This is a genomic window from Micromonospora sp. NPDC004551 (genome assembly GCF_040609975.1).
Lineage (GTDB): Bacteria > Actinomycetota > Actinomycetes > Mycobacteriales > Micromonosporaceae > Micromonospora.
Window position 1 is genome coordinate 248,647 of the sequence record NZ_JBEXLM010000003.1, and the last position, 23,965, is coordinate 272,611.

General features: G+C 74.7%; 21 protein-coding genes. 13 read left to right on the top strand and 8 right to left on the bottom strand.

The annotated features are described in order from the left end of the window. The first annotated feature begins 21 nt into the window (after positions 1–21). The 7 genes from ABZW14_RS06575 (at position 22) to ABZW14_RS06605 (ending at position 10,130) form a co-directional block, all read left to right on the top strand. Positions 22–1,209: a histidine kinase gene (locus ABZW14_RS06575; protein ID WP_355340797.1), complete on the top strand. Its 1,188-nt coding sequence runs from the start codon at positions 22–24 to the stop codon at positions 1,207–1,209. Then, the gene (locus ABZW14_RS06580) at positions 1,197–1,856 is read left to right on the top strand and encodes a response regulator transcription factor (RefSeq protein ID WP_355340800.1); all 660 of its coding nucleotides are present in this window, start codon (positions 1,197–1,199) and stop codon (positions 1,854–1,856) included. The genes ABZW14_RS06575 and ABZW14_RS06580 overlap by 13 nt, the downstream gene beginning before the upstream one ends. Positions 1,857–2,002: 146 nt before the next feature. Then, complete coding sequence (locus ABZW14_RS06585) at positions 2,003–3,367, top strand: glutamine synthetase family protein (RefSeq protein WP_355340803.1); 1,365 nt, start codon at positions 2,003–2,005, stop codon at positions 3,365–3,367. A 98-nt stretch (positions 3,368–3,465) separates the two neighbouring features. Beyond that, complete coding sequence (locus ABZW14_RS06590; protein ID WP_355340806.1) at positions 3,466–4,821, top strand: aldehyde dehydrogenase family protein; 1,356 nt, start codon at positions 3,466–3,468, stop codon at positions 4,819–4,821. A 1-nt stretch (position 4,822) separates the two neighbouring features. Further along, positions 4,823–5,590: a 3-oxoacyl-ACP reductase gene (locus ABZW14_RS06595; RefSeq protein ID WP_091268577.1), complete on the top strand. Its 768-nt coding sequence runs from the start codon at positions 4,823–4,825 to the stop codon at positions 5,588–5,590. Beyond that, positions 5,587–6,348 carry a gamma-glutamyl-gamma-aminobutyrate hydrolase family protein gene (locus ABZW14_RS06600; protein ID WP_355340810.1) on the top strand — a complete coding sequence of 254 codons (762 nt, stop codon included), beginning with the start codon at positions 5,587–5,589 and terminating at the stop codon, positions 6,346–6,348. The genes ABZW14_RS06595 and ABZW14_RS06600 overlap by 4 nt, the downstream gene beginning before the upstream one ends. A gap of 125 nt (positions 6,349–6,473) precedes the next feature. Then, positions 6,474–10,130 (top strand): SpoIIE family protein phosphatase, encoded by a 3,657-nt coding sequence (locus ABZW14_RS06605; protein WP_355340813.1) that lies wholly within the window; start codon positions 6,474–6,476, stop codon positions 10,128–10,130. Between the two features lie 19 nt (positions 10,131–10,149). Here ABZW14_RS06605 and ABZW14_RS06610 read toward each other — a convergent pair whose 3' ends face one another. After that, positions 10,150–10,464, bottom strand: coding sequence for an STAS domain-containing protein (locus ABZW14_RS06610; protein ID WP_355340816.1), 315 nt, complete (start codon positions 10,462–10,464; stop codon positions 10,150–10,152). A gap of 95 nt (positions 10,465–10,559) precedes the next feature. On the opposite strand from ABZW14_RS06610, the gene map reads away from it, so the two are divergent. Continuing rightward, positions 10,560–11,417, top strand: coding sequence for a type I methionyl aminopeptidase (gene map, locus ABZW14_RS06615; protein ID WP_355340819.1), 858 nt, complete (start codon positions 10,560–10,562; stop codon positions 11,415–11,417). Further along, positions 11,414–12,130 (top strand): VIT1/CCC1 transporter family protein, encoded by a 717-nt coding sequence (locus ABZW14_RS06620; RefSeq protein ID WP_355340822.1) that lies wholly within the window; start codon positions 11,414–11,416, stop codon positions 12,128–12,130. Before map ends, ABZW14_RS06620 begins: the two co-directional genes overlap by 4 nt. 15 nt (positions 12,131–12,145) lie before the next feature. On the opposite strand, the gene ABZW14_RS06625 is transcribed toward ABZW14_RS06620, so the two are convergent. The 7 genes from ABZW14_RS06625 to ABZW14_RS06655 form a co-directional block, all read right to left on the bottom strand. Then, a complete protein-coding gene (locus ABZW14_RS06625; protein WP_355340825.1) occupies positions 12,146–12,883 on the bottom strand; it encodes a nucleotidyltransferase domain-containing protein in 738 nt (245 codons plus the stop codon). A gap of 109 nt (positions 12,884–12,992) precedes the next feature. Beyond that, a complete protein-coding gene (locus tag ABZW14_RS06630; RefSeq protein ID WP_355340828.1) occupies positions 12,993–13,472 on the bottom strand; it encodes a nitroreductase family deazaflavin-dependent oxidoreductase in 480 nt (159 codons plus the stop codon). Positions 13,473–13,540: 68 nt separating this feature from the next. Further along, on the bottom strand, positions 13,541–16,228 hold the full coding sequence (locus tag ABZW14_RS06635) for an FtsX-like permease family protein (RefSeq protein ID WP_355340831.1): 2,688 nt from the start codon (positions 16,226–16,228) through the stop codon (positions 13,541–13,543). Further along, positions 16,225–16,947, bottom strand: a complete 723-nt coding sequence (locus ABZW14_RS06640; RefSeq protein ID WP_355340834.1) for an ABC transporter ATP-binding protein — start codon at positions 16,945–16,947, stop codon at positions 16,225–16,227. The genes ABZW14_RS06635 and ABZW14_RS06640 overlap by 4 nt, the downstream gene beginning before the upstream one ends. Before the next feature lie 28 nt (positions 16,948–16,975). Continuing rightward, positions 16,976–17,557, bottom strand: a complete 582-nt coding sequence (locus ABZW14_RS06645; RefSeq protein ID WP_355340837.1) for a PadR family transcriptional regulator — start codon at positions 17,555–17,557, stop codon at positions 16,976–16,978. A 70-nt stretch (positions 17,558–17,627) separates the two neighbouring features. Continuing rightward, complete coding sequence (locus ABZW14_RS06650; protein ID WP_355340840.1) at positions 17,628–18,068, bottom strand: ferritin-like domain-containing protein; 441 nt, start codon at positions 18,066–18,068, stop codon at positions 17,628–17,630. Next, positions 18,065–18,514, bottom strand: coding sequence for a hypothetical protein (locus tag ABZW14_RS06655; RefSeq protein ID WP_355340937.1), 450 nt, complete (start codon positions 18,512–18,514; stop codon positions 18,065–18,067). The genes ABZW14_RS06650 and ABZW14_RS06655 overlap by 4 nt, the downstream gene beginning before the upstream one ends. A 264-nt stretch (positions 18,515–18,778) precedes the next feature. On the opposite strand from ABZW14_RS06655, the gene rimP reads away from it, so the two are divergent. From rimP to infB, 4 genes are all read left to right on the top strand, one after another. Then, positions 18,779–19,438: a ribosome maturation factor RimP gene (gene rimP / locus ABZW14_RS06660; protein ID WP_355340842.1), complete on the top strand. Its 660-nt coding sequence runs from the start codon at positions 18,779–18,781 to the stop codon at positions 19,436–19,438. Then, on the top strand, positions 19,435–20,478 hold the full coding sequence (nusA, locus tag ABZW14_RS06665; RefSeq protein WP_355340845.1) for a transcription termination factor NusA: 1,044 nt from the start codon (positions 19,435–19,437) through the stop codon (positions 20,476–20,478). The genes rimP and nusA overlap by 4 nt, the downstream gene beginning before the upstream one ends. Positions 20,479–20,494: 16 nt before the next feature. Continuing rightward, the gene (locus ABZW14_RS06670; protein ID WP_355340848.1) at positions 20,495–20,830 is read left to right on the top strand and encodes a YlxR family protein; all 336 of its coding nucleotides are present in this window, start codon (positions 20,495–20,497) and stop codon (positions 20,828–20,830) included. A 93-nt stretch (positions 20,831–20,923) separates the two neighbouring features. Continuing rightward, the gene (infB, locus tag ABZW14_RS06675; RefSeq protein ID WP_355340851.1) at positions 20,924–23,926 is read left to right on the top strand and encodes a translation initiation factor IF-2; all 3,003 of its coding nucleotides are present in this window, start codon (positions 20,924–20,926) and stop codon (positions 23,924–23,926) included. Positions 23,927–23,965: the final 39 nt, after the last annotated feature.

Here is a 23,965-nt window from a genome sequence, read left to right on the forward strand (position 1 = left end):
CCGTACGCAGAAGGGCACGCGGTGACGTCAGGCCGACGGTGGGTGCAGGTGTGGCGTGCCGCCGCCTTCCTGCTGGCAGCACTGGCCACCGGGATCGCGACACTGCTCGCGCTTCCGCTGCTGTGCCATCCGAGGCTCGCCCGGAGCTGGGCGAACTGGCACCGTGCCCGCGCCGGCAGGCTGCTCGGGGCGCCGTTGGCGCCGCGTCCTGCCCTGCGTACGACGGGACGCCGCGCATGGGCCGATCCGGCCACGCCCCGCGACTTGCTCTGGCTGCCGGTGAACGTCCTCACCGGAACGGTGTTCGGCCTGTTCACGCTGCTGTGCGTGGGCAATCTCGTGCCCGCCGCGGTCGCCACACCACTGTGGTGGGCGTTCGCACCGGAGGATCGGCCCCGCCTGTTCATCGACGTGCCGGTGACCGGCTGGACGACGGCCCTCGCTCTCGGTCCACTGCAGATCCTCGTGCTCGCCGCGCTGGCGTACCTGGCCCTCCCGCCGATCGCTCGCGCGCACGCCCGGATCTGCCTGGTGGTGCTGTCGCACTCGACGGCCGAACAGCTCGCCGATCGGGTCGCCGTGTTGACCCGTACCCGTGCGGACGTGCTCGACGCACACGGCGCGGAGCTGCGCCGGATCGAGCGCGACCTGCACGACGGCACCCAGGCCCGGCTGGTGGCCATCGCGATGCGGCTCGCCGTGGCCCGGCGGGCGTTGTCCGACCATCCTCGGAACGAGCAGTTCCTGGAGGACCTCCTTCGGGACGCGCACGAAGGAACCGAGGAGGCGATGAGCGAACTCCGCGAGGTGATCCGGACCGTCTACCCGCCGATCCTCGCCGACCGCGGCCTCACCGGCGCGCTGACCGCGGTGACGGCTCGCTGTGGCGTGCCGACCCGGCTGGACATCGGCAACGTCGACAAGGTGCCGGCGGCCGTGGAGGCCGTCGTCTACTTCGCCGTCGCCGAGGCGCTCACCAACGTCGCCAAGCACAGCCGAGCGACCACGGCCGGGGTCACGGTGAGCCGCACGGCCGACCGGTTGTCGGTGGCGATCACCGACAACGGCACCGGCGGCGCCGACGATCGGCGAGGCACCGGCCTGGCCGGAATCCGTCGCCGGGTGCTCGCGCTCGACGGCACCGTAGACGTCGACAGCCCGGTCGGCGGACCGACGACGATCACCATGGAGCTGCCGTGCGGGTCGTGATCGCCGAAGACAACGTGCTGCTGGCGACGGGGCTGGAGCTGCTGCTCAACAGCGTCGGGTTCGACACCGCCGCCATCGCGGGCGACGCGGCGGGCTTCCTCACCGCCGTGCGGGACCATCGGCCCGACGTCGCCATCGTCGACGTCCGGCTGCCGCCGTCATTCCGCGACGAGGGCATCCGAGCCGCCCTGCAGGCCCGCCGTGAGCACCCTGGCCTGCCGGTCCTGGTGCTGTCGCAGTACGTCGAGCAGCAGTACGCCGCCGAACTGCTCGCCACCACCGGGGGCGGCGTCGGCTACCTCCTCAAGGATCGCGTCAGCCGGGTGGATGAGTTCGTCGACGCGCTGCGCCGGGTGGCCGCCGGTGGCACCGCCATGGACACCGAGGTCATCGCCCAACTCCTCGCCCGCCGCCGGGACCCGATCGCCGTCCTCACCCCCCGCGAACGCGAGGTGCTCGCGCTGATGGCCCAGGGACACGACAACGCGACCATCGCCGACCGACTGGTCATCACCGACAACGGCGTGCACAAGCACATCGGCAACATCTTCACCAAGCTGGGCCTCGCCGTGACCGACAGCGGCCACCGCCGCGTCCTCGCCGTTCTCACCTACCTCAACGGCGCGGGCCAGCTCGGCGGCGACTGAGTACCGGTGCTCCGGTCGACCCCGGCGACCGGCGCCGCGCGGGACCCGGCTCCCGCCGTCGGCCGATCGCGTTTGCGACGGTGTCCGCAGGGGGCATTGACGGTGATCCGGTTCTGCCAGTAGACCTTGGTGATGGAGGCGCGCCGATGAGGAAAGCTCCGCTCACGCTGGAACAACTGCGCGTCGCGGTCGCCGAGGGCCAGATCGACACGGTGGTGCTCGCGCTGACCGACATGCAGGGCCGCCTCCAGGGCAAGCGGTTCCACGCGCCCTACTTCCTCGACCAGGTGGTCGCGCACGGCAGCGAGGGCTGCAACTACCTGCTCGCCGTGGACGTCGACATGAACACCGTCGACGGCTACGCCATGTCGAGCTGGGAACGCGGCTACGGCGACTTCGCCATGCGCCCCGACCTGCACACCCTGCGCAAGGTGCCCTGGCAGCCCGGCACCGCCATGCTCCTGGCCGACCTGGAGTGGCTGGACGGCTCCGGGCCCGTGCTCGCCTCGCCCCGGCAGATCCTGCGCCGCCAGCTCGACCGGCTGGCCGCCCACGGGCTGACCGCCTACGCGGGCACGGAGTTGGAGTTCGTGCTGTTCCGCGACTCCTACGAGCAGGCGTGGCAGCGCGGCTACCGGGAGCTGACCCCGGCCAACCAGTACAACGTGGACTACTCGCTGCTCGGCACCGCCCGGGTGGAGCCGCTGCTGCGCCGGATCCGGACCGAGATGGCCGGCGCCGGGCTGACCCCGGAGAGCGCCAAGGGCGAGTGCAACCTCGGCCAGCACGAGATCGCCTTCCGCTACGACGAGGCGGTGGCCTGCGCCGACCACCACGTCATCTACAAGAACGGGGCGAAGGAGATCGCCGCCCAGGAGGGCATGTCGATCACCTTCATGGCCAAGCCGAACGCGCGGGAGGGCAACTCCTGCCACATCCACTTCTCGCTGCGCGGGGCCGACGGCCGCTCGGCGATGCTCGGCGACGGGCCGGCGCACCTGTCGGCCACCGGGCAGCGGGTGCTGGCGGGCCTGCTCGCCACCATGCGCGAGTTCAGCCTCCTCTTCGCCCCCAACATCAACTCCTACAAGCGCTACCAGCCCGGCTCGTTCGCCCCGACCGCGCTGCGCTGGGGCACCGACAACCGCACCTGCGCGCTGCGGCTGGTCGGGCACGGCCAGGGGATGCGGGTGGAGAACCGGGTGCCGGGCGCCGACGTCAACCCGTACCTGGCGATCGCCGCGCTGGTGGCCGGTGCGGTGCACGGCATCGAGCGGGAGCTGGAGCTGGGCGAGGAGTGCTCCGGCAACGCGTACGACGACGGGGACGCCGAGCGGGTGCCCGGAACGCTCCGGGACGCCCTGGCCCTCTGGGAGTCCTCGGAGACGGCGCGGGACGCCTTCGGCGACGAGGTGGTCGGGCACTACGCCAACAACGCGAAGGTGGAGCTGGCCGCCTTCGACGCCGCCGTGACGGACTGGGAGCTGGTGCGTGGCTTCGAACGCCTCTGACCTCCCCGCGATCTTGCACTCCGGCCCGTGGTCCGTGGCGACGAGCGGTTCTTGTCCGGGCGGCAACTGCAAGATCGGCGGGGCGAGGGGGTACGGGAGTGAGTGAGGTGCGGAACCCGGCGACGGGGGAGGTGCTGCGGGAGGTGCCCGCCACCTCGCTCGTCGAGACGGATGCGGCCATCGCGCGGGCGGCGGCGGCCTTCGAGACGTGGCGCGCGGTGGCGCCGGGCGACCGGGCGCGGCTGCTGCGGCGGTTCGCCGCCGTGGTCGACGCGCACCGGGAGGAGCTGGCGCTGCTGGAGGTGCGCAACGCCGGGCACACGATCGGCAACGCGCGCTGGGAGGCCGGCAACGTCCGGGACGTGCTCGACTACTACGCGGGCGCGCCGGAGCGGCTGACCGGGCACCAGATCCCGGTGCCCGGCGGGCTCGACGTCACCTTCCACGAACCGCTCGGCGTGGTCGGGGTGATCGTGCCGTGGAACTTCCCGATGCCGATCGCCGGCTGGGGCTTCGCACCGGCGCTGGCCGCCGGCAACACCGTGGTGCTCAAGCCGGCCGAGCTGACCCCGCTGACCGCGATGCGCCTGGCCGAGCTGGCCCTCGACGCCGGCCTGCCGGAGGGCGTGTTCACGGTGCTGCCCGGCCAGGGCGGCGTGGTGGGCGAGCGGTTCGTCACCCATCCGGCGGTCCGCAAGGTCTGCTTCACCGGCTCCACCGAGGTCGGCACCCGGATCATGGCGGGCTGCGCCGCCCAGGTGAAGCGGGTGACGCTGGAGCTGGGCGGGAAGTCCGCCAACCTGGTCTTCGCCGACGCCGACCTGGCGAAGGCGGCGGCCGCCGCGCCGGCCGCGGTCTTCGACAACGCGGGCCAGGACTGCTGCGCCCGCTCCCGGATCCTGGTCCAGCGATCGGTGTACGACCGCTTCCTCGAACTGCTCGAACCGGCCGTGCGCGCGTTCCGGGTCGAGGACCCGGCCGCCGACAGCGCCGAGATGGGTCCGCTGATCTCCGCCGGCCACCGGGACCGGGTCGCCGGGTACGTCGACGGGGCGAAGGTGGCCTTCACCGGCACCCGGCCCGACGGCGCCGGCTTCTGGTACGCCCCGACCGTGCTGCTCGCCGACTCCCCGGCCGACCGGCACTGGCGGGAGGAGATCTTCGGCCCGGTGGTCTCGGTGCTCCCGTTCGACGACGAGGCCGACGCGATCCGCCTGGCCAACGACACGGAGTACGGCCTCTCCGGCTCGATCTGGACCCGGGACGTGGGCCGCGCGGTGCGGGTGGCCCGGGCGGTCGACTCGGGCAACCTCAGCGTCAACTCGCACTCCTCGGTGCGCTACTGGACCCCGTTCGGCGGGATGAAGCGCTCCGGCCTGGGCCGGGAGCTGGGTCCGGACGCGCTGCACGCCTTCACCGACGTCAAGAACGTCTTCATCAGCACGGAGGAGTGAGATGCAGGGACGGCTTCAGGACCGGGTCGCCGTGGTGACCGGGGCGGGCAGCGGCATCGGCCTGGCCACGGTGCGGCGGTTCGCCGCCGAGGGGGCCCGGGTGGTCTGCGTGGACATCGACGCCGAGGCGGGCAAGCGGGCCGCCGACGAGGTGGCCGGCGAGTTCGTGGCCGCCGACGTGGCCGACGAGGCGGCCGTCCGGGACCTGTTCGACGGGGTGGCCGAGCGGCACGGCCGGGTGGACGTGGCGTTCAACAACGCCGGCATCTCGCCGCCCGACGACGACTCGATCCTGGAGACCGGGCTGGACGCCTGGGAGCGGGTGCTGCGGGTCAACACCACCAGCGTCTACCTCTGCTGCAAGTACGCCATCCCGCACATGCGGCGGCAGGGCAAGGGCTCGATCATCAACACCGCCTCGTTCGTGGCGCTGATGGGCGCGGCGACGTCGCAGATCGCGTACACGGCGAGCAAGGGCGGGGTGCTGGCGATGACCCGGGAGCTGGGCGTGCAGTTCGCCCGGGAGGGCATCCGGGTCAACGCGCTCTGCCCCGGCCCGGTCGCCACCCCGCTGTTGCTGGAGCTGTTCGCCAAGGACCCGGAGCGGGCCGCCCGCCGCCTCGTCCACGTGCCGATGGGCCGGTTCGGCAACCCGGAGGAGATCGCCGCCGCGGTGGCGTTCCTGGCCAGCGACGACGCCTCGTTCATGACCGCCGCGCAGTTCGTGGTCGACGGCGGGATCACCGGCGCCTACGTGACCCCCCTATGAGTCGCCGGCCGGTGATCGGCATCACGTCGTACGTCGAGCCGGCCGGCTGGGCGGTGTGGCGGGACGTGCCGGCGGCGCTGGTGCCGCACGCGTACGTCCGGGCGGTGACCGCGGCGGGCGGCCGGGCCGTGGTGCTGCCCCCCGACGACGCCGACGCCGACGTGCTGCGGGTGCTGGACGGGCTGCTGCTGGCCGGCGGCGCCGACGTGGGCCCGGAGCGGTACGGCGAGCCGGCCGACCCCCGCACCGAGAGCCGGCCGGACCGGGACGCCGGCGAGCTGGCGCTGCTGACCGCCGCGCTCGCCGCCGACCTGCCGGTGCTCGGGGTGTGCCGGGGCATGCAGCTGCTCGCGGTCGCCCACGGCGGCGCGCTGCACCAGCACCTGCCGGACGTGGTGGGGCACGAGGGCCACCGCCCCGCGCCGGGGGTGTACGGGTCGCACCCGGTCCGGTTCGCCGCCGGCAGCCTGGCCGGGGCGGTGATGGCCGGGGTGGAGCGGGTCAACTCGTACCACCATCAGGGAGTGGCCGACCCGGGCGGCCTGGCCGTGACCGGCTGGGCCGACGACGGAGTGGTGGAGGCCGTGGAGGATCCGGCACGGCGCTTCCTGCTCGGCGTGCAGTGGCATCCGGAGAACGAGGCCGATCCGCGGCCGGTCGCCGCGCTGGTCCGCGCGGCCGCGAGACCCGGCGACACCGTCCGCGCCGACCCGCGGGAGCGCCCGGCTCGCCCCCGGCCGTCGGTTGCGTCAGGATGAGGCCCAGGTAACCAGCGTCCAGCGGTGGACATGCGTTACGTTGCTCCTCCGTCGGGGTAGTAGGCGGGGACGACCGGCGTGATCGCGCCGGTCGTCGTGGACATTCGGCCGGAGCGGGAGGCTGCATGGGCTCGGCCCAGGGGGGCGGGGATGCTCGTGGTTCGTCCTCGGGGACCGGGGAGTCGGAACTCTCGCCGCTACTGACTGCGGCGTTCGCCGCCGGTGGCGAGATGGGCGAGCGGCTCCGTGGCTTCGACTGGTCCGCCACCCCGCTCGGCGCTCCGCACGGCTGGCCCCTCGCGCTGTCCCACGCGATCAGCACCATGCTCTCGTCGCAGGCCCAGATCGTGCTGTTCTGGGGCCCGGACCACCTGGCCTTCTACAACGACGCCTACCGGCCCACCATCGGCGACAAGCATCCGGCGGTCCTCGGCCAGTCCGCGCGGCGGTACTGGGCGGAGACCTGGGACGTGCTCGGGCCGTTGCTCGACGGGGTGCACCGCACCGGCGTGCCCTACCGCAGCGAGAACCACCCTTTCGTGCTCGACCGGCACGGCTTCCTGGAGGACGTCTACTTCGACATCTCGTACGACCCGATCCGGGACGCGGACGGCAGCGTCAGCGGGGTGTTCTGCTTCGTCAACGAGACCACCGGGCGGGTGGTCGGCGAGCGCCGACTGCGGGCCCTGGCCGAACTGGGCACCGAGCTGGCCGATGTGCGCAGCACCATGGAGCTAGGCCGCACGGTCGCCCGGGTGCTCGACGGGCACCGGGCCGACCTGCCGTTCAGCGCCGTCTGGCTGCACGACGACGACGGTGTCCCGGCGCTGGCCGGCTGTGCCGGGGTCAGCCCCGCCACGCTCGCTGGCGGGCCACCCCGCCCCGGCGGCTCCCCGGAGGAGCCCCGCTGGGTCGCCACCGCGGACCTGCTGGGCGCGGTGCCGCCCGACGCCGCCGACCGGGCGCTGCTGCTGCCGCTCACCGCCGTCAACGAGCCGGCCGGCGTGCTGCTGCTCGGGGTGGCCCGCCGGCTGCCCTTCACCGACGACTACCGCCACTTCGCCGATCTGGTCGCCGCCCAGGTCTCCCGGGCGGTCGACAAGCAGCGGGCGTACGAGCAGGAGCGGGCCCGCGCCGCCGCACTCGCCGCGCTGGACCGCGCCAAGACCAACTTCTTCGCCAACGTGAGCCACGAGTTCCGCACCCCGCTCACGCTGGTGCTCGGGCCGCTGGAGGACCTGCTCGCCGACGGCGGCGTGCCCGACGCGTACCTCGACCGGCTGACCGTGATGCACCGCAACGCGCTGCGGCTGCTCAAGCTGGTCAACACCGTGCTGGACTTCTCCCGGCTGGAGTCCGGCCGGCTGGCCGCCCGCTACCAGCCCACCGACCTGGCCGACTACACCTCCCGGCTGGCCAGCACCTTCCGCTCGGCCACCGAGCGGGCAGGGCTGCGCCTGGTCGTGGACTGCCCGCCGCTGCCCTCGCCGGTCTACGTCGACCGGGACATGTGGGAGAAGATCGTCCTCAACCTGGTGTCGAACGCCGTCAAGTTCACCTTCGACGGCGAGATCCGGGTGCGCGTCCGCGCCGGCGCCGGCGCCGCCGTGCTGGAGGTAGCCGACACCGGCGTCGGCATCGCGCCGGAGGAGCTGCCCCAGGTGTTCGAGCGGTTCCACCGGGTGGCCGGCGCCCGCGCCCGCACCCACGAGGGCACCGGCATCGGCCTCGCCCTGGTCCGCGAACTGGTCGAGATGCACGGCGGCACGGTCGAGGCGCACAGCGTCGTCGACCGCGGCGCCACCTTCCGGGTCACCGTGCCGTTCGGCTACGCCCACCTGCCCGCCGACCAGGTCTCGGCCCTCGCCCCGGTGCCGCCGGCCGAGCCGGAGCAGGCCCGGCTCTACGTCGCCGAGACGGCGCTCTGGACCGCCGAGGTGTCCCGGCCCGGAGGGCTGCCGGAGACGGCCGGCGTGCCCGGGGGCGCGGGTCGCGTCCTGGTCGCCGACGACAACGCCGACCTGCGGGAGCACGTCAGCCGGCTGCTCTCCCCGGCGTACGAGGTGGTCACCGCGCCGGACGGCGTGGAGGCGCTGCGCCTCGCGGTCGACGCCCCGTTCGACCTGGTGCTGACCGACGTCATGATGCCCCGGCTCGACGGGTTCGGGCTGGTCACCGCGCTGCGGGCCAACCCGGTCACCCGGCACGTGCCGATCGTGCTGCTCTCGGCGCGGGCCGGCGCGGCGGAGGAGGTCGCCGGCCTGTCGGTGGGCGCGGACGACTATCTCACCAAGCCCTTCTCCAGCCAGGAGCTGGTCGCCCGGGTCCGGGCCAACGTCGAGCTGGGCCAGCTCCGCGGCCAGATCATCCGCCGGCTGCGGGCGCTCGCCGACGCCGCCGTCGCGATCAACACGGCCCGGTCCACCGCCGACGTGGTGCGGGTCGCCGCGCGGCACGCGCTCAGCCTGGCCGAAGCCGCCCGCGTGGTGGTCACCGCCACCGGCGCGCGCTACGAGGCGGACGACGGCGGGGACGTGCCCGCCGAGCCCTCGGTCGTGCTCCCGCTGGCCGGCACCACCGACGAGCAGCTCGGCGAACTGCGCGTCTGGTGGCGGGAGGGCGGCGGCGCCGAGCAGGCCGCGCTCACCGAGCTGGTCCGGCTGGTCGGCGTGCGGCTCGAGAACGCCCGGCTCTACGAGGCCGAGCACCGCATCGCCACCACCCTCCAGCACAGCCTGCTGCCGCGTACGCTGCCGCAGCTCCCGGGCGCCGTGGTGGCGAGCCGCTACCTGCCGGGCAGCGCCGACGTCGAGGTCGGCGGCGACTGGTACGACGTGATCGGCACGTCCGACGACGAACTGGTCCTGGTCATCGGCGACGTGGTCGGCAAGGGGGTGCGGGCCGCCGCCGCGATGGGCCAGCTCCGCAACGCGCTGCGGGCGTACGTGCTGGAGGGTTACGACCCGGGCGAGGCGCTGACCCGGCTCAACCGGCTGGTCGGCTCCACCGAGGGCGGCTCGTTCGCCACCGTGGTCTGCCTCCGCTTCGCCCCGCGCACCGGCCGGCTCCGCTACGCCAGCGCGGGCCACCCCTCGCCCCTGCTGATCCGGGGCGGCGACGCGGTGTTTCTGCACGATCGGGCGCTCGGGCCGCCGGTCGGGGCGATCCCCGGCACGGTGTACGGCACCGTCGACGGCGAGCTGGCACCCGGCAGCCGGCTGCTGCTCTACACCGACGGGCTGATCGAGGACCGGCAGGCCGGCATCGACGCCGGGCTCGGCCAGCTCCGGGCGGACGCGACCACCCCGGGCGAGCACGTGGCCGACCTGGTCGACGCGGTGGTCGAGCGGGTCGCCGAGCGGACCCGGCACGACGACGTGGCGGTGCTCGCGCTGGAGGCGACCGAGCTGAACCGCTTCGCGCTGCGGCTGCCGGCCGACCCGACCCGCCTCAGCGTGCTGCGCAAGCGGCTGGAGGACTTCCTGGTCGCCCACCACGTCGGCGAGACCGACCTGTTCGACCTCACGGTGGCCATCTCCGAGGCGGCCGCCAACGCCATCGAGCACCCGGTCGCCCCGGCCGAGCCGATGATCGGTGTCGAGGTGACCATCGAGGACCGGACGGTGACCGCCACGGTCCGGGACAGCGGCCGGTGGCGGGAGTCCACCGGGTCGAGTTTCCGGGGCCGGGGGCTGGCGCTCATCGAGGCGCTCGGTGAGATGACCGTGACCCGCACGGACGACGGCACCGAGCTGGTGCTGCGCCGCCGGCTGGCGGACTGAGGTCGCGACGGGCGCCGGCTCAGGCCGGCGCCAGCCAGTCCTGCTCGCCCAGGCCGGAGATCTCCAGCACCCGCAGCACCTGCCGGGACGGCAGCACGGTGAACGCACCGGGGAACTGCTGGGCCAGCCGGACCACGGCGTGGATCGCGGCCGAGTCGAAGAAGGTCACCGCCCGCAGGTCGAGCGTGACGTGGCGGGCCGACTCCCGCAGGACCGTCTGGTACATGGTGTCGGCGGTCGCCATGTCGACCTCGCCGGCGACCTGGACGCGCAGACGATCACCGTCGATCTCCGCCGTCGCGGAGAAGACGGGCGGCGTGCCCCCTTGATCCACGGAGCAACAATGGCACAGCGCTTGCTGGGCGGCAACAACCCGGGTGAACGGGCCGTGGCGAGGGTCACCGGGGGTGCGGCGATAGGCTTGCCACCATGACCGTCCGTGCGCCGCTGACCCCAGGCACGCTCTCCCCGTGGCGAGCGGTTCCCGCTCACATCCCGCGTCCCGAGTACGTGGGCAAGAAGCGTCCGCAGGAGTGGCGCGGCTCGCACGTGCAGACGCCGGAGACGATCGAGAAGATGCGGGTCGCCTCCCGGCTCGCCGCCCAGGCCACCCAGCTCGCCGGGGAGCACTGCAAGCCGGGCGTGACCACCGACGAGATCGACAAGGTGGTGCACGAGTTCCTCTGCGACCACGGCGCCTACCCGTCGACGCTGGGCTACAAGGGCTTCCCGAAGTCCTGCTGCACCAGCCTCAACGAGGTCATCTGCCACGGCATCCCGGACTCGACGGTCCTGGCGGACGGCGACATCATCAACGTCGACGTGACCGCGTACATCGGCGGGGTGCACGGCGACACCGACGCCACCTTCTGCGTGGGCGAGGTGAGCGAGGAGGCCCGCCTGCTCGTCGAGCGGACCCACGAGGCGATGATGCGCGGCATCAAGGCGGTCGCCCCGGGCCGGCAGATCAACGTGATCGGCCGGGTCATCGAGTCGTACGCCAAGCGGTTCGGCTACGGCGTGGTGCGTGACTTCACCGGCCACGGCATCGGCGAGTCCTTCCACAGCGGCCTCTACGTGCCGCACTACGACAGCCCGCGGCCCACCGACGTGATGGAGCCCGGGATGACCTTCACCATCGAGCCGATGATCACCCTTGGCACCCACCAGTACGACATGTGGGACGACGGCTGGACGGTGGTCACCAAGGACCGGCGGTGGACGGCGCAGTTCGAGCACACCATCGTCGTCACTGACGACGGCCACGAGATCCTCACCCTGCCGTGACCGACACACCGGCGGCGCTGCGCGAGGCGCACCACGCGGACGTGTCCGGCGGCTGGCTGCGGCCGGCCGTGTTCGGGGCGATGGACGGGCTGGTCACGAACATCGCGCTGATCGCGGGTGTGGGCGGCGGCGGGGTCTCCCCGCGCAGCGTCGTGCTCACCGGCGCGGCCGGGCTGGTGGCCGGCGCCATCTCGATGGGCCTCGGCGAGTACACGAGCGTCCGCTCGGCCAACGAGCAGGTGGCCGCCGAGGTGGCCAAGGAGCGCCGCGAGCTGGAGCGCCACCCCGAGGCGGAGGCCCGCGAGCTGGCCGACGCGTGGGTGGCCCGGGGGCTGCCCCGGGACCTGGCCACCCAGGTCGCCGAGGCGGTCCGGCGGAATCCGGAGGAGGCGCTGCGGGTGCACGTCCGGGAGGAGCTGGGCGTCGACCCCGACGAGCAGCCCAGCCCGTGGGCGGCGGCGATCTCCTCGTTCCTCTGCTTCTCGGTCGGCGCCCTGGTGCCGCTGGTCACCTACCTGCTCGGCTTCACCAGCCTCGCGCTGGCGCTCGCCGTCGGCGGGGTGGGGCTCTTCGTGGCCGGTGCGGTCGTCGCGCGGTTCACCAACCGCACCTGGTGGTCCAGCGGCCTGCGTCAGCTGCTGCTCGGCGCCCTGGCCGCCGGCGCCACCTACCTGGTCGGCACCCTGATCGGCATCCAGGGCGGGATCGGCTGACCGGCCTCGCGGGGTTCAACCGGTGAGCAGGTCGTCCACGGTGCCGTCGACCGGGCGGCCCCGGGCGGCCAGCTCCTCGGCCTGGCGGGCCAGGACCGTGCCCACCTCGGTCATGTCCGCCCCGGCCAGGCCGGTGCGCCGCACCGCGTCGCCCGGGTCCCGGAAGTAGGTGCGGCTCAGCAACCCGTGCACGGTCGCCGCGGCGAGCCGGGCCTCGCCGAGCATGAGCAGCGCCTGGTCCGTCTCGTACCACTCGGCCAGCCGCAGCGCGCGGGCGTGCGCCGCGCTGCCCCGGTACCAGGCCTGGCGGGCCGCGCCGCTGAACTCGGCCGGCCGGGCCCTCGCCAGCCGGGCCAGGTGCTCGTCCCGCAGCGTCCGCAGCCAGCCGGTCGGATCGTGCAGGGCGCGGGTGGTGACGTAGCGGTCGGCGGTGAGCGGCCAGAGCGCGGTGATCGCTGTGGCCTGCCGCAGGTAGTCGTCGGCGCCGGCCACCGTGAGGTCGACCAGCACCCCGTCGACCCGGCGGGTGGCCGGCGACGGCCCGCCGCCCGGCCGGTAGGTGACCACCAGCAGGCCCACCTCGCCGGTGCCGCCGCCGTCGTCGTCGCCGTGCGCCAGCGGACCGTGCACCGCGACGGCGAGCACGTCCGCCGGGAACCGGTGCAGCGCCGCGTCGCTCACCCGCTCGGCGACCCGCCATCGCGGATCGTCCAGGTAGCGGTCGGTGTCCAGCTCGGCGCCGCCGGCTTCCACGGTCCACCTCCGTTCCGCGCAGGGCCCGCCCGGCGGTGGCCCGGTGCGCGACGACCGACCACCACCCTAGCCAGCCGGACCCGCCCGGCCGGCTCGCCGCGCCCGAGGCTCAGGCGGCCGCCTCGCCCGCCGGGACCAGCCGGAACACCCGGATCTCCCGGCCGCCGGCCCGCTCCACATAGGTGCGGTAGGCCGGCCACTCGTCGACCAGCCGGGCGAACAGCCGCTCCCGCTCGGCGCCGCTGATGGGCTCGGCGCGCACCGGGACTCGGCGGCCCCTGACGTCGACCTCGGCGGCCGGCTGGGCGAGCAGGTTCAGCGACCAGGCGGGCTGGTGCTGCTGCCCCCAGTTCGAGCCGATCACCACGTAGGCGTCGCCGTCCGGCACGTAGAGCAGGGGGTTGCTGCGCGGCTTGCCGGAGCGGCGGCCGGTGGTGGTGAGGACCAGTGAGGGCACCAGCCCGAAGGCGACCACCCGCCCCTTCGTCAGCCGGCCGACCAGCCGGTCGGCGGGGACGAGCAGGCGCATGGTGGCGGCGAACCACTTCTGGTGACCGAGACGACGGGTGAGGGATCCCAGGGCGGACACGCGCCCAGTCTGCCGCGCCGCACCTCGCCCCCGACACCCTCCGACCGGTCCGACCGGTCCGGGCGCCGTCAGTCCAGCCGGCGCTCGACGGGTAGCCGGGACCGGGTGAGCAGGGCCGCCCCGAGCATGGCCACCAGCGGCACCACCACCAGCACGGTCAGGGTCGACCCGGGCACCACGAGCGGGTACGGCGGCTCCACCGGCCAGGACTGCGCGTACCGGCGGTTCAGTGACATCAGGATGATCGCGGCCGAGCCGAGGCCGGCGAGGATGCCGAGCACCGACCCGAGCACCGCGATCACCCCGGCCTGCCAGAGCGACAGCACCCGGCGTACCCGGGGATCGGCGCCGACCGCGGCGAGGGTGGACAGGTCCCGGCGGCCCTCGGCGGCGGCGAGGCCGGTGGCCACCGCGGCCGCGCCCAGGGTGATCACCCCGGAGGCGGCGGCCAGCAGGAGCAGCAGTGGGCGCTGGTCGGACGGCGGCCCGGCCGCCGCCACCTGGATCGCCAGCGGGGCGATCCCGGACAGTTCGGCGGCCAGCCGGTCCCGCTGGCGGTCGGTGGGCGGATCGGCGGTGTCGAGCAGGTAGCCCAGCGGCACGGCCACCAGGCCGAGCGTGGTGGCCGCCCCCGGGGAGAGCACCAGCCGCTCCACCGGGAGGCCGCCCCGCAGCACGTACGCGGGCAGGGTCTCCGCGGTCGTCGAGCCGCCGGAGCCGTGGCTGACCTCCACCCGCACCCGGCCGTCCACCACCTGCCGGGGGTCGCTGATCACCACCCCGCCCGCCCGCAGCGTCCGACGGGCCGCGGCCACCTCCTCGGCCGGTGCGCCGGTGAGTGCGGGCAACGCCGTCCCGTCGTCCACGAGGGCCGGCAGGTAGAGGTCGCTCGGCTCCCGGAACGGCCGGCCGCAGCGCGGGTCGGACCGCGCCGAGGGCGGCACCGGGTCGATCGGGTCGTACGGGCAGCGCTGCTCGGGCGGGCGGACCGCGGTGGCGACGCAGTAGTCCTCGGGCGCTTCCTGCCGGGCGCACTCCGGAGTGGCGAGCGGGACCACCGTGGCTCCCGGCAGCACCGCCCCGACCCGCTCGGCCACCTGGGCGGCCGGTGGCAGTGCGCCGTCGGCCGGCCCGTCCGTGCGCTGGAGCAGGACGTGACCCGGGGGCAGGCCGGGTTGCCAGGCGGCCCGCTGCCGGGCGTCGTCGCCGGCCACGTAGACGCCCAGGGCCACGCTGCCGGCCACCGCGGCCATCACGGCGGAGATGGCGGGCGCGGCCGACGAGCGGTTGCGGCTCGCGTCGCGCAGCGCCAGCCGGGGCGTCAGCGGCAGCAGCGAGCCGGCCCGGGCCAGCAGCCCGATCAGTGACGGCGTGCAGAAGACCAGCCCCAGCTCGCCGAGGACGACCCCGGCCAGCACGCCGGTCGTGGCGGTCCGGGTGGCGCCGTACGCGGCCAGGGCGGTTCCGGCCACCGTGAGCAGCGCCCCGAGCACCAGCCAGCGGTGCCGTGGCCGGGGCGGCTCGCGGCGGCCGGCCAGGCCGGCCATCACGTCCTGCCGGGCCGCCGCCCAGGCCGGCGCGAGCGCGGCCAGCACGCCCGCCAGCACGGCCACCGCCACGATCGCCACGAGCGCCGTCGGGAAGACCCGGTACGCGCCGGACCGTTGGTACGTCAGGTAGTGCTCGACCAGCGGCCGGCCGGCGAACGCGGCGGCGACGCCGAGCAGCAGCCCGACGGCCGCCCCGCCCGCGCCGAGCACCACCCCGTCGGCGAGCACGATCCGGCGCAGGTGCGTGGCGTCCCCGCCGGCCACCGCGACCAGGGCGAGGTCCCGGCGCCGGCGGCGGACACCGACCGCGAAGGCGGGGCCGACCAGCAACACCACCTCCAGCAGGGCGAGCCCGCCGATCAGCACCGTGTTGCCGGCCTCCTCGGCGTCGGGCAGGTCCGGGCCGGTGCCGATCTCCTCCCGGCCGGGCAGCGGGGTCCGGGCGGCCACCACGACGCCGCGGGCGTTGAGCCGGTCGACCAGCGCCGCGTCGGCGGGGCCGGGCAGGTCCACGAGCCAGCTCTCGTCGCCCGGGCCGAGCGGGCCGGGCGGGATCTCCGGCCGGAGCGCGACGACCTCCCGCAGGTTGTCCGGGAACTCCACCACCCCGACGATCCGGTAGGTGCTGCCGTCGACGGTCCGCACCGGCTCACCGAGCCGGGCGTCCAGCCGGCGCAGTGCCGCCGGACTGACCGCGATCTCGTCCGGGCGGGTGGGCCGCCGGCCCTCGCGCAGGGTGGCCAGCGGCCGGGCGAGCGGGTCGGTCAGGTCGACCGCGCGGGCGTCGAACGACTCGGACTTCCCGTCGATCCGTACCTCGAAGGGCACCCATCGGTGCAGCCGGGTGAGCCGGCTGCCGGCGGGCAGCAGCGCCCGGACCTCGTCGGTGGTCACGGGGCGGGTCCGGGGCACCGGATCGCCCTCGACCGGCCAGGAGCCCTCACCCCAGGCGTCCTGGGCCACCCGGTTCAGGTCGGCCCAGCGCAGCTCCGCGTCGGCGCCGCCGAGCCGCCGGTCCAGCTGCTCGGCCCGGCTCAGCTCGGCCATGTCGTAGCTCACCGCGGCGAAGCTCAGACCGAACACCGGCAGCGCGATCATCGCGAGCACCAGCGCGGTACGCCGGCGCGCCCGGCGGGCCTCCCGCCGGGCGATCCGCAGCGCGGCCCGCCACGACCCGAGCGTGGCCGCGAGCCGGCCCCGGCTCACCGACCGCTGCCGCTGAGCAGGTGCTCGACGCCGACCAGGGGAGCCGTCGAGTCGACCAGCACCCCGTCGCGGAGGAACACCACCCGGTCCGCCCAGCCGGCGTGCCGCGCCTCGTGGGTGACCAGCACCCCGGCCGCGCCCGCGTCCACCCGGCGGCGCAGCAGGTGCAGCACCGCCTCGCCGGCCTGCGAGTCGAGCGCGCCGGTGGGCTCGTCGGCGAGGACCAGGCGGCGCTCGCCGACCAGGGCGCGGGCGATCGCCACGCGCTGCTGCTGGCCGCCGGACATCTGGTCGGGGAACCGGTCCGCCAGCCCGGCCACGTCCACCTCCGCGAGCGCGGCCAGGGCCAGCCGGCGGGCCGCCCGGACACCGGCGCCGTCCAGTTCGAGGGGGAGCGCCACGTTCTCCACGGCGGTGAGGCTGCCGAGCAGGTTCAGGTCCTGGAAGACGTAGCCGATCCGGCGGCGGCGCAGCCGGGCCAGGTCGCGGGCCGGCAGGGCGCCGAGGGGCTCGCCCTCGACCACCACCTCGCCGCCGGTCGGCCGGTCCAGCCCGCCGGCCAGCGCGAGCAGGGTGGACTTCCCGGAGCCGGACGGGCCCATCACCGCGACCAACTCGCCGGCCGCGACCGAGAGGCTCACCCCGCGCAGCGCGTGCACGGCCGCCTCCCCGGCGCCGTGGGTCCGGTGCACGCCCCGCAGCTCCAGGACGCCGCTCATCGGCTCACCTCCCGCCGTGCCCCCGCCGTCACCGGCGGGCCTCCTCGCCGGACCGGTCCACCGCCTCGGGGTGGGTGGCCGGCCGGCTCGGCGCCGGGCGGTGGCGGACCAAACTGGTCTCGCAGTGGTCGAGCCAGCGGACCTCGGCCTCGGCCTGGAAGATCATCGCGTCCAGCACCAGGCGCCAGGGCAGATCCTCCGGCTTGTCACTGGCGTACTTCAACCGGGTGAACTCCTGGAGGGCCCGCATGGTGGCGCTGCGCTGGGTCTGCACCACCGCGCGGACGTCCACGCCGGGGGTGGTGAGGGCCAGGGCCAACTTGATCGACAGCTCGTCGCGGGGCCGGTCGGCCCGGCTGATCGGGGTGGCGAACCAGAGCGCCAGATCCGCCCGCCCGGCGTCGGTGATCTCGTACGGCCGCTGCCCGGCCTCGCTCTCCGGCAGTGAGCGGACCAGGCCGTCGCGCTCCAGCCGGGACAGGGTGGTGTACACCTGCCCGATGTTCAGCGGCCAGGTCGACCCGGTCGACTCCTCGAACGCGGAGCGGAGCTGGTAGCCGTACATCTGGCCGCGCTCCAGCAGGGCGAGCAGGCCGTGGCGGATGGACATGGCCAGGAGTATGCATACCTGGTATGCGGTCCGCAACCGCAGGGTTCCGCCGGGTGACGGGCGCCTCCGCTCAGGCCTGCCTGCCGGGGAACGGGACCGTGATCGGGGTCACCCCGGCGGTGCGCCGCCAGCGGGTGGCGCGCAGCGCGCAGTCGGTGAGTGCCGCGAGGGCCTTGTTGCGGTCCGCGCCGGTGGTGTGCGGCAGCGCCGCCCGCCAGTGGCCGGCGGTCCGCTCCTCGATCTCCACGGCCAGCTTCAGGGCGCTCGCCCGGTCGGTCACCGGGTAGGGCAGCGCGTAGCCGGCCCGGTCGGCGGGGACCTGACCGCCGCCCGTGCTGAGCTGGAGGACGAGGGTGTCCCGGCGGGACCGGTGGGCCGCCTCGGCGGCGCGGGCGGCCGAGCGGGCCGCCTCGGTCAGGTGCACGCCGATCACCCCGTACGCCCAGATCGCCGCGTACTCGGCGGCGAGCGCGTCGCCGAGGGCCTGGGCCGGGCCGCTGGTCGGGCTCACTTCAACGCCTCCACGTGGGTCGACCGGGCCGCCGCGATCGATCCGAGCAGCGCGGCCCGCTCGGCGGGCGCGGCCGCGCACGCCTTCGCGGCGTTGTCCCGCCCCTCCTGCTCGGCCTGCCGCAGTTCGGTCCGGACGGTGTCCGGGTCGGCGGCCGCCGCCGGCGGGCTCGCGGCCGGGCTGCCGGACGGCGCCGGCCGTCCGATGACCTTGCGCAACTCCTCGGCGTGCGCCCGGTGCGCGTCGGCGATCGGGGTGAGCCGCCCGGCCAGCGCCGGGACGGCGGTGGCGGCGGCCCGGTAGCGGGCCTCCAGGGCGGTGGCCTCGGCCGCCAGCGGCTCCAGCGGATCGGGGGGCCGGGACTCGTCGTCACGGTCGAAAAGATCACAACCGGTCAGCGGCAGGGCCGCGCCGCCGAGCGCCACCAGCGCCCCGGCGCGCAGCAGCGTCCGCCGGGAATGCCCCGGTACGCCCTGGTCCGTTGTCGTTCTGCGTGTCGCCACCGGACAAGTCAACACCATCTCCGGCGCGCTGTGGGCCGGTGGCGTCGGTGCGCCGCCCGGGCCGCCGCCCTGCCCGCGCGTTACGCTCTGCGCAGCCACCGGGCGCGGACGCCCCGGTGGCGTGCCGGCATGGCGGGCCGACCGGCCCGCCCGAGCAGTGACACGACGGGGCCCCGCGCCCGTGGCAACAGCAGAGAGGTGCGCCGAATGACGCAGCGTGGCCGTGCCACCCGGCCGACGGGGCCCTCGGGGCGCCCCCGCCGGTCCGACGGCCCCCGTGGCGGAGACCGGGGCGGCGCACCCCGCGGCGACCTGAACGCCCGCCGGGCCCGGCTGCGCGAGGTGATCGAGCCGGTGGTCACCGCCGCCGGCTACGACCTGGAGGACCTTTCCGTGTCCCGCGCCGGCCGCCGGCACGTGGTCCGGGTGATCGTGGACGCCGACGGCGGGATCAACCTGGACGCGGTCGCGGACGTCTCCCGGGCGGTCTCGGCGGCGCTGGACGCCGCCGAGGAGACCGGCGGCGACATCGTGGCCGGCGAGTACCAGCTGGAGGTCAGCTCGCCCGGCGTGGACCGCCCGCTCACCCTGCCCCGGCACTGGCGGCGCAACGCCGGCCGGCTGGTCAAGGTGACCGTTCACGGCCCGGAGGGGGACCGGCAGGTCACCGGCCGCATCGCCGCCGCCGACGACGAGCGCGTGGCGCTGGAGACCGACGCCGGCCGTGCGGAGCACCCGTACGCCGCGCTCGGGCCCGGCCGGGTCCAGGTGGAGTTCACCCGCCTGGACGAGGTGGCCGACGAGGACTTCGGTGACGACACCGACATCGACGACGACGACGAAGATCTGGAGGACGAGGAGAGGTGAACATCGACCTCGCGGCGCTGCGCGCACTGGAGCGCGAGCGGGAGATCCCGTTCGACACGATCCTCGCGGCGATCGAGACCGCGCTGCTGACCGCCTACCGGCACACCGACGGCGCCGAGCCGCACGCCCGGGTGGAGATCGACCGCAAGACCGGGGCCGCCTCGGTGTACGCCCAGGAGGTGGACGCCGACGGCGCCGTGGTCCGGGAGTGGGACGACACCCCGCACGACTTCGGCCGGATCGCGGCCATGACCGCAAAGCAGGTGATCCTCCAGCGGCTGCGGGAGGCCACCGACGAGGTGCACTTCGGCGAGTACGTCGGCCGCGACGGCGACCTGGTCACCGGCGTGGTGCAGGCGCACGAGGCGCGGGCCGAGAAGGGCATCGTCAGCGTCGACCTGGGCAAGCTGGAGGGCGTCCTGCCCCAGTCCGAGCAGGTCCCCGGCGAGCGGTACGCCCACGGCGAGCGGATCCGCTGCGTCGTGGTGCACGTGGCCAAGGGAATGCGCGGCCCGCAGATCACGTTGTCCCGGTCGCACCCGGCCCTGGTGAAGAAGCTCTTCGCCCTGGAGGTCCCGGAGATCGCCGACGGCACCGTGGAGATCGGCGCCATCGCACGTGAGGCAGGTCACCGCACGAAGATCGCGGTGCGTTCGACCGCCCCGGGCGTCAACGCCAAGGGCGCCTGCATCGGCCCCATGGGCCAGCGGGTCCGCGCGGTGATGAGCGAGCTGCACGGCGAGAAGATCGACATCATCGACTGGTCGGACGACCCCGCCACCTTCGTCGGCAACGCGCTCTCGCCGGCCAAGGCGCTGCGGGTGGAGGTGGTCGACCTGGCCAGCCGGACCGCCCGGGTCACCGTGCCGGACTTCCAGCTCTCGCTGGCGATCGGGCGGGAGGGGCAGAATGCCCGCCTCGCGGCCCGGTTGACCGGTTGGCGGATCGACATCCGGTCCGACGCGGAGCAGGCCGGCGCGTCCGGCCGGGGCGGAGCTGATCACGTTCCCGAGGCGGGCGGCGCGATCTCGAGCAGCTAGGGGTAGACTTCCTCCAGTGGCACGACGCGCGCTGCCGGAGCGCACCTGTGTGGGCTGCCGGAAGCGAGCGCCGGCCAGCGAGTTGCTGCGGATAGTCGCGGTCGGTGACGAGGCTGGTCATTACAGCCTCCGGGCCGATCCGGCTCGCAGACTGCCGGGTCGGGGAGCGAACATGCACCCGGATCCGGCCTGCTTCGCGCAGGCGGTGCGGCGCCGCGCCTTCGGGCGGGCACTGCGCATCACCGGGGTCCCCGACCACGGTCCGCTCGCGGAGCACGTTGACGCGCAAACCCCGACGACCGGTCAACCCGACCGGTCGAGGGTCGCTAGCAAGGTAGGACGACCGACATGAGCACACGATGAAGTCCCTGAAATGACCAGGCTTCAAGTGCACGAGTGAGGTCGCTGCGGGTGCTGCCCGCACGACCTCGGAGTGAGGAGTGCAGTGGCAGGAAAGGCCCGCGTACACGAGCTCGCCAAGGAGCTCGGGGTCGAGAGTAAGACCGTTCTCGCCAAGCTCAAGGAGATGGGCGAGTTCGTGAAGTCCGCGTCCAGCACCGTCGAGGCGCCCGTCGCCCGACGGCTGCGTGGCGCATTCGTCGCGTCCGCCGGTGGTACCTCGGCGCCGGCCGCCCCGCCGGCGGCCGCCCCGAGCCCGGCACCGACCCCGACGCCGTCCCCGACCCCGGGCGCCCCCCGGGTCTCGGCCAAGCCGATGCCGCCCCGGCGGCCGGCCGCGCCGACCCCTGGACCGAAGCCCAAGGGCCCGGTCCCCGGCCCGCCGCAGCCGGCGACCCCGGTCGCCAAGCCGGCGAGCGCGCACGACATCGAGGTGGCGGCCGCCGAGGCGCGCGCCGCTGCCCTCAAGGCTGAGCAGGAGGCCGCGGTCAAGGCCGCGCAGGCCGCCCGCCAGCAGCAGCGGGAGAACGTCCGCCGCGAGCCCCCGACCGAGGGTGGTCCCCGTCCGGGTCCGCGTCCGGGCCCGAACGCGGTGCCGCCGCGCCCGGGCACCCCGGCCGCCGGTCGTCCCGGTGGCCCGACCCCGGGCCCGGGTGCCCGTCCGGGCGGTCGTCCGCCGGCGCGCGGCGCCGGTAACAACCCGTTCGGTATCCAGGGTGGCCAGCAGCAGCGGCCCCCGGCCGCCGGTGCCGGCGGTCCCCGGCCGAGCCCGGCGGGCATGCCGCCGCGGCCCAGCCCGGCGTCCATGCCGCCCCGGCCCAGCCCGGCCTCCATGCCGAGCCAGCGGCCGACCACGGGTCGCCCCGGCGGTCCCGGCGGCGGTCGTGGCGGTCCCGGTGGCGGCGCCGGTCGTCCCGGTGGCGGCGGCGGCTTCCGCGGCGGTCCCGGTGGCGGTGGCGGCGGCGGTGGTTACCGCGGCGGTCCCGGTGGCGGTGGCGGCGGCGGTGGCTACCGCGGCGGTCCCGGTGGCGGCGGTGGCGCTCCCGGCGGCGGTTTCCGCCCGGGTGCCCCGGCCGGCGGCGGTGGCCGTCCGGGTGGTGGCGGTCGTGGCCGTGGCGGTGGCGCCGCGGGTGCCTTCGGGCGTCCGGGTGGCCGGCCGACCCGCGGTCGCAAGTCGAAGAAGCAGCGCAGACAGGAGTTCGACAACCTGTCGGCCCCGACCATGTCCTCGGGTGCCCCCCGGGGTCAGGGTCAGGTCGTCCGGTTGTCCCGTGGCGCCTCGCTGTCGGACTTCGCCGACAAGATCAACGCCAACCCGGGTTCGCTGGTCCAGGAGATGTTCAACCTGGGCGAGATGGTGACCGCGACCCAGTCCTGCTCCGACGACACCCTGCTGCTGCTGGGTGAGCACCTCGGCTTCGACGTGCAGATCGTCAGCCCGGAGGACGAGGACCGCGAGCTGCTCGCGCAGTTCAACATCGACCTCGACGCCGAGGTCGCGGCGGACCGCCTGGTCAGCCGTGCGCCGGTCGTGACCGTCATGGGTCACGTCGACCACGGTAAGACCAAGCTGCTCGACGCGATCCGCAAGGCGAACGTCGTGGCCGGCGAGGCGGGTGGCATCACCCAGCACATCGGCGCCTACCAGGTCCACGTCCCGCACGAGGGCGAGGATCGCGCGGTGACCTTCATCGACACCCCGGGTCACGAGGCGTTCACCGCCATGCGTGCCCGTGGTGCCCAGGTGACGGACATCGTGATCCTGGTGGTGGCGGCCGACGACGGCGTCATGCCGCAGACCATCGAGGCGCTCAACCACGCCAAGGCGGCGGACGTGCCGATCGTGGTCGCGGTCAACAAGGTCGACAAGCCCGAGGCGAACCCGGACAAGGTCCGCCAGCAGCTGACCGAGTACGGCCTGGTCGCCGAGGAGTACGGCGGCGACACCATGTTCGTCAACGTGGCGGCCAAGCCCGGCATCGGCATCGAGGAGCTTCTCGAGGCCGTGCTGCTGACCGCCGACGCGTCGCTGGAGCTGACCGCTCCGATCGACGGGCCGGCGCAGGGTGTCGCCATCGAGGCGCACCTGGACAAGGGCCGTGGTGCGGTCGCGACCGTGCTGGTGCAGAAGGGCACCCTCCGCGCCGGCGACTCGATCGTCGCCGGTGGGGCGCACGGCCGGGTCCGGGCCATGCTGGACGAGAACGGCAAGCCGGTCGACGAGGCCGGGCCGGCGCGTCCGGTCATGGTGCTGGGTCTGACCACGGTGCCGGGTGCGGGTGACACCTTCCTGGCCGCCGAGGACGACCGGACCGTGCGGCAGATCGCCGAGCAGCGGCAGGCGCGGCGGCGGGCGGCGGCATTCGCCAACTCCCGTGGCCGGGCGACCCTCGAGACGCTCATGGAGCAGCTCAAGGAGGGCGAGAAGACCTCGCTCAACCTGGTGCTCAAGGGCGACGTCTCCGGTTCCGTGGAGGCCCTCGAGGACGCGCTGTTCAACCTCGACATCCCGGAGGAGGTCCAGCTTCGGATCATCCACCGGGGCGTGGGCGCGATCACCGAGAGCGACGTCATGCTCGCGAGCGCCTCGTCCGAGGCGGTCACGATCATCGGCTTCAACGTGCGGGCCGCGAACAAGGTCCGCGAGATCGCCGACCGCGAGGGCGTGGAGATCCGGTACTACACGGTCATCTACCAGGCCATCGAGGAGATCGACGCCGCGCTCAAGGGTCTGCTCAAGCCGGAGTACGAGGAGGTCGAGCTGGGCACCGCGGAGATCCGCGACGTCTTCCGCTCGTCCAAGATCGGCAACATCTCCGGCTGTATCGTCCGGTCCGGCCTCATCCGCCGCAACGCCAAGGCGCGGCTGCTGCGGGACGGGGCGGTCGTGGCGGACAACCTCACGATCAGCTCCCTCAAGCGGTTCAAGGACGACGCGACCGAGGTCCGCGAAGGCTTCGAGTGTGGTCTGACGCTGGGCGGTTTCAACAACGTCCAGGTCGGCGACATCATCGAGACCTGGGAGATGCGGGAGAAGCCGCGCGCCTGAGCGGTGTGAACGACGGCGACGGCCGGGGCCTTCGGGCCC

What these genes read in the sequence shown, in the direction of transcription:
- ABZW14_RS06595 (WP_091268577.1), top strand. Translation starts at nt 4,823, where the DNA reads ATGCAGGGACGGCTTCAGGACCGGGTCGCCGTGGTGACCGGGGCGGGC.
- ABZW14_RS06645 (WP_355340837.1), bottom strand. Translation starts at nt 17,557, where the DNA reads ATGTCCATCCGCCACGGCCTGCTCGCCCTGCTGGAGCGCGGCCAGATG.
- ABZW14_RS06640 (WP_355340834.1), bottom strand. Translation starts at nt 16,947, where the DNA reads ATGAGCGGCGTCCTGGAGCTGCGGGGCGTGCACCGGACCCACGGCGCC.
- map (WP_355340819.1), top strand. Translation starts at nt 10,560, where the DNA reads ATGACCGTCCGTGCGCCGCTGACCCCAGGCACGCTCTCCCCGTGGCGA.
- ABZW14_RS06600 (WP_355340810.1), top strand. Translation starts at nt 5,587, where the DNA reads ATGAGTCGCCGGCCGGTGATCGGCATCACGTCGTACGTCGAGCCGGCC.
- ABZW14_RS06605 (WP_355340813.1), top strand. Translation starts at nt 6,474, where the DNA reads ATGGGCTCGGCCCAGGGGGGCGGGGATGCTCGTGGTTCGTCCTCGGGG.
- ABZW14_RS06585 (WP_355340803.1), top strand. Translation starts at nt 2,003, where the DNA reads ATGAGGAAAGCTCCGCTCACGCTGGAACAACTGCGCGTCGCGGTCGCC.
- rimP (WP_355340842.1), top strand. Translation starts at nt 18,779, where the DNA reads ATGACGCAGCGTGGCCGTGCCACCCGGCCGACGGGGCCCTCGGGGCGC.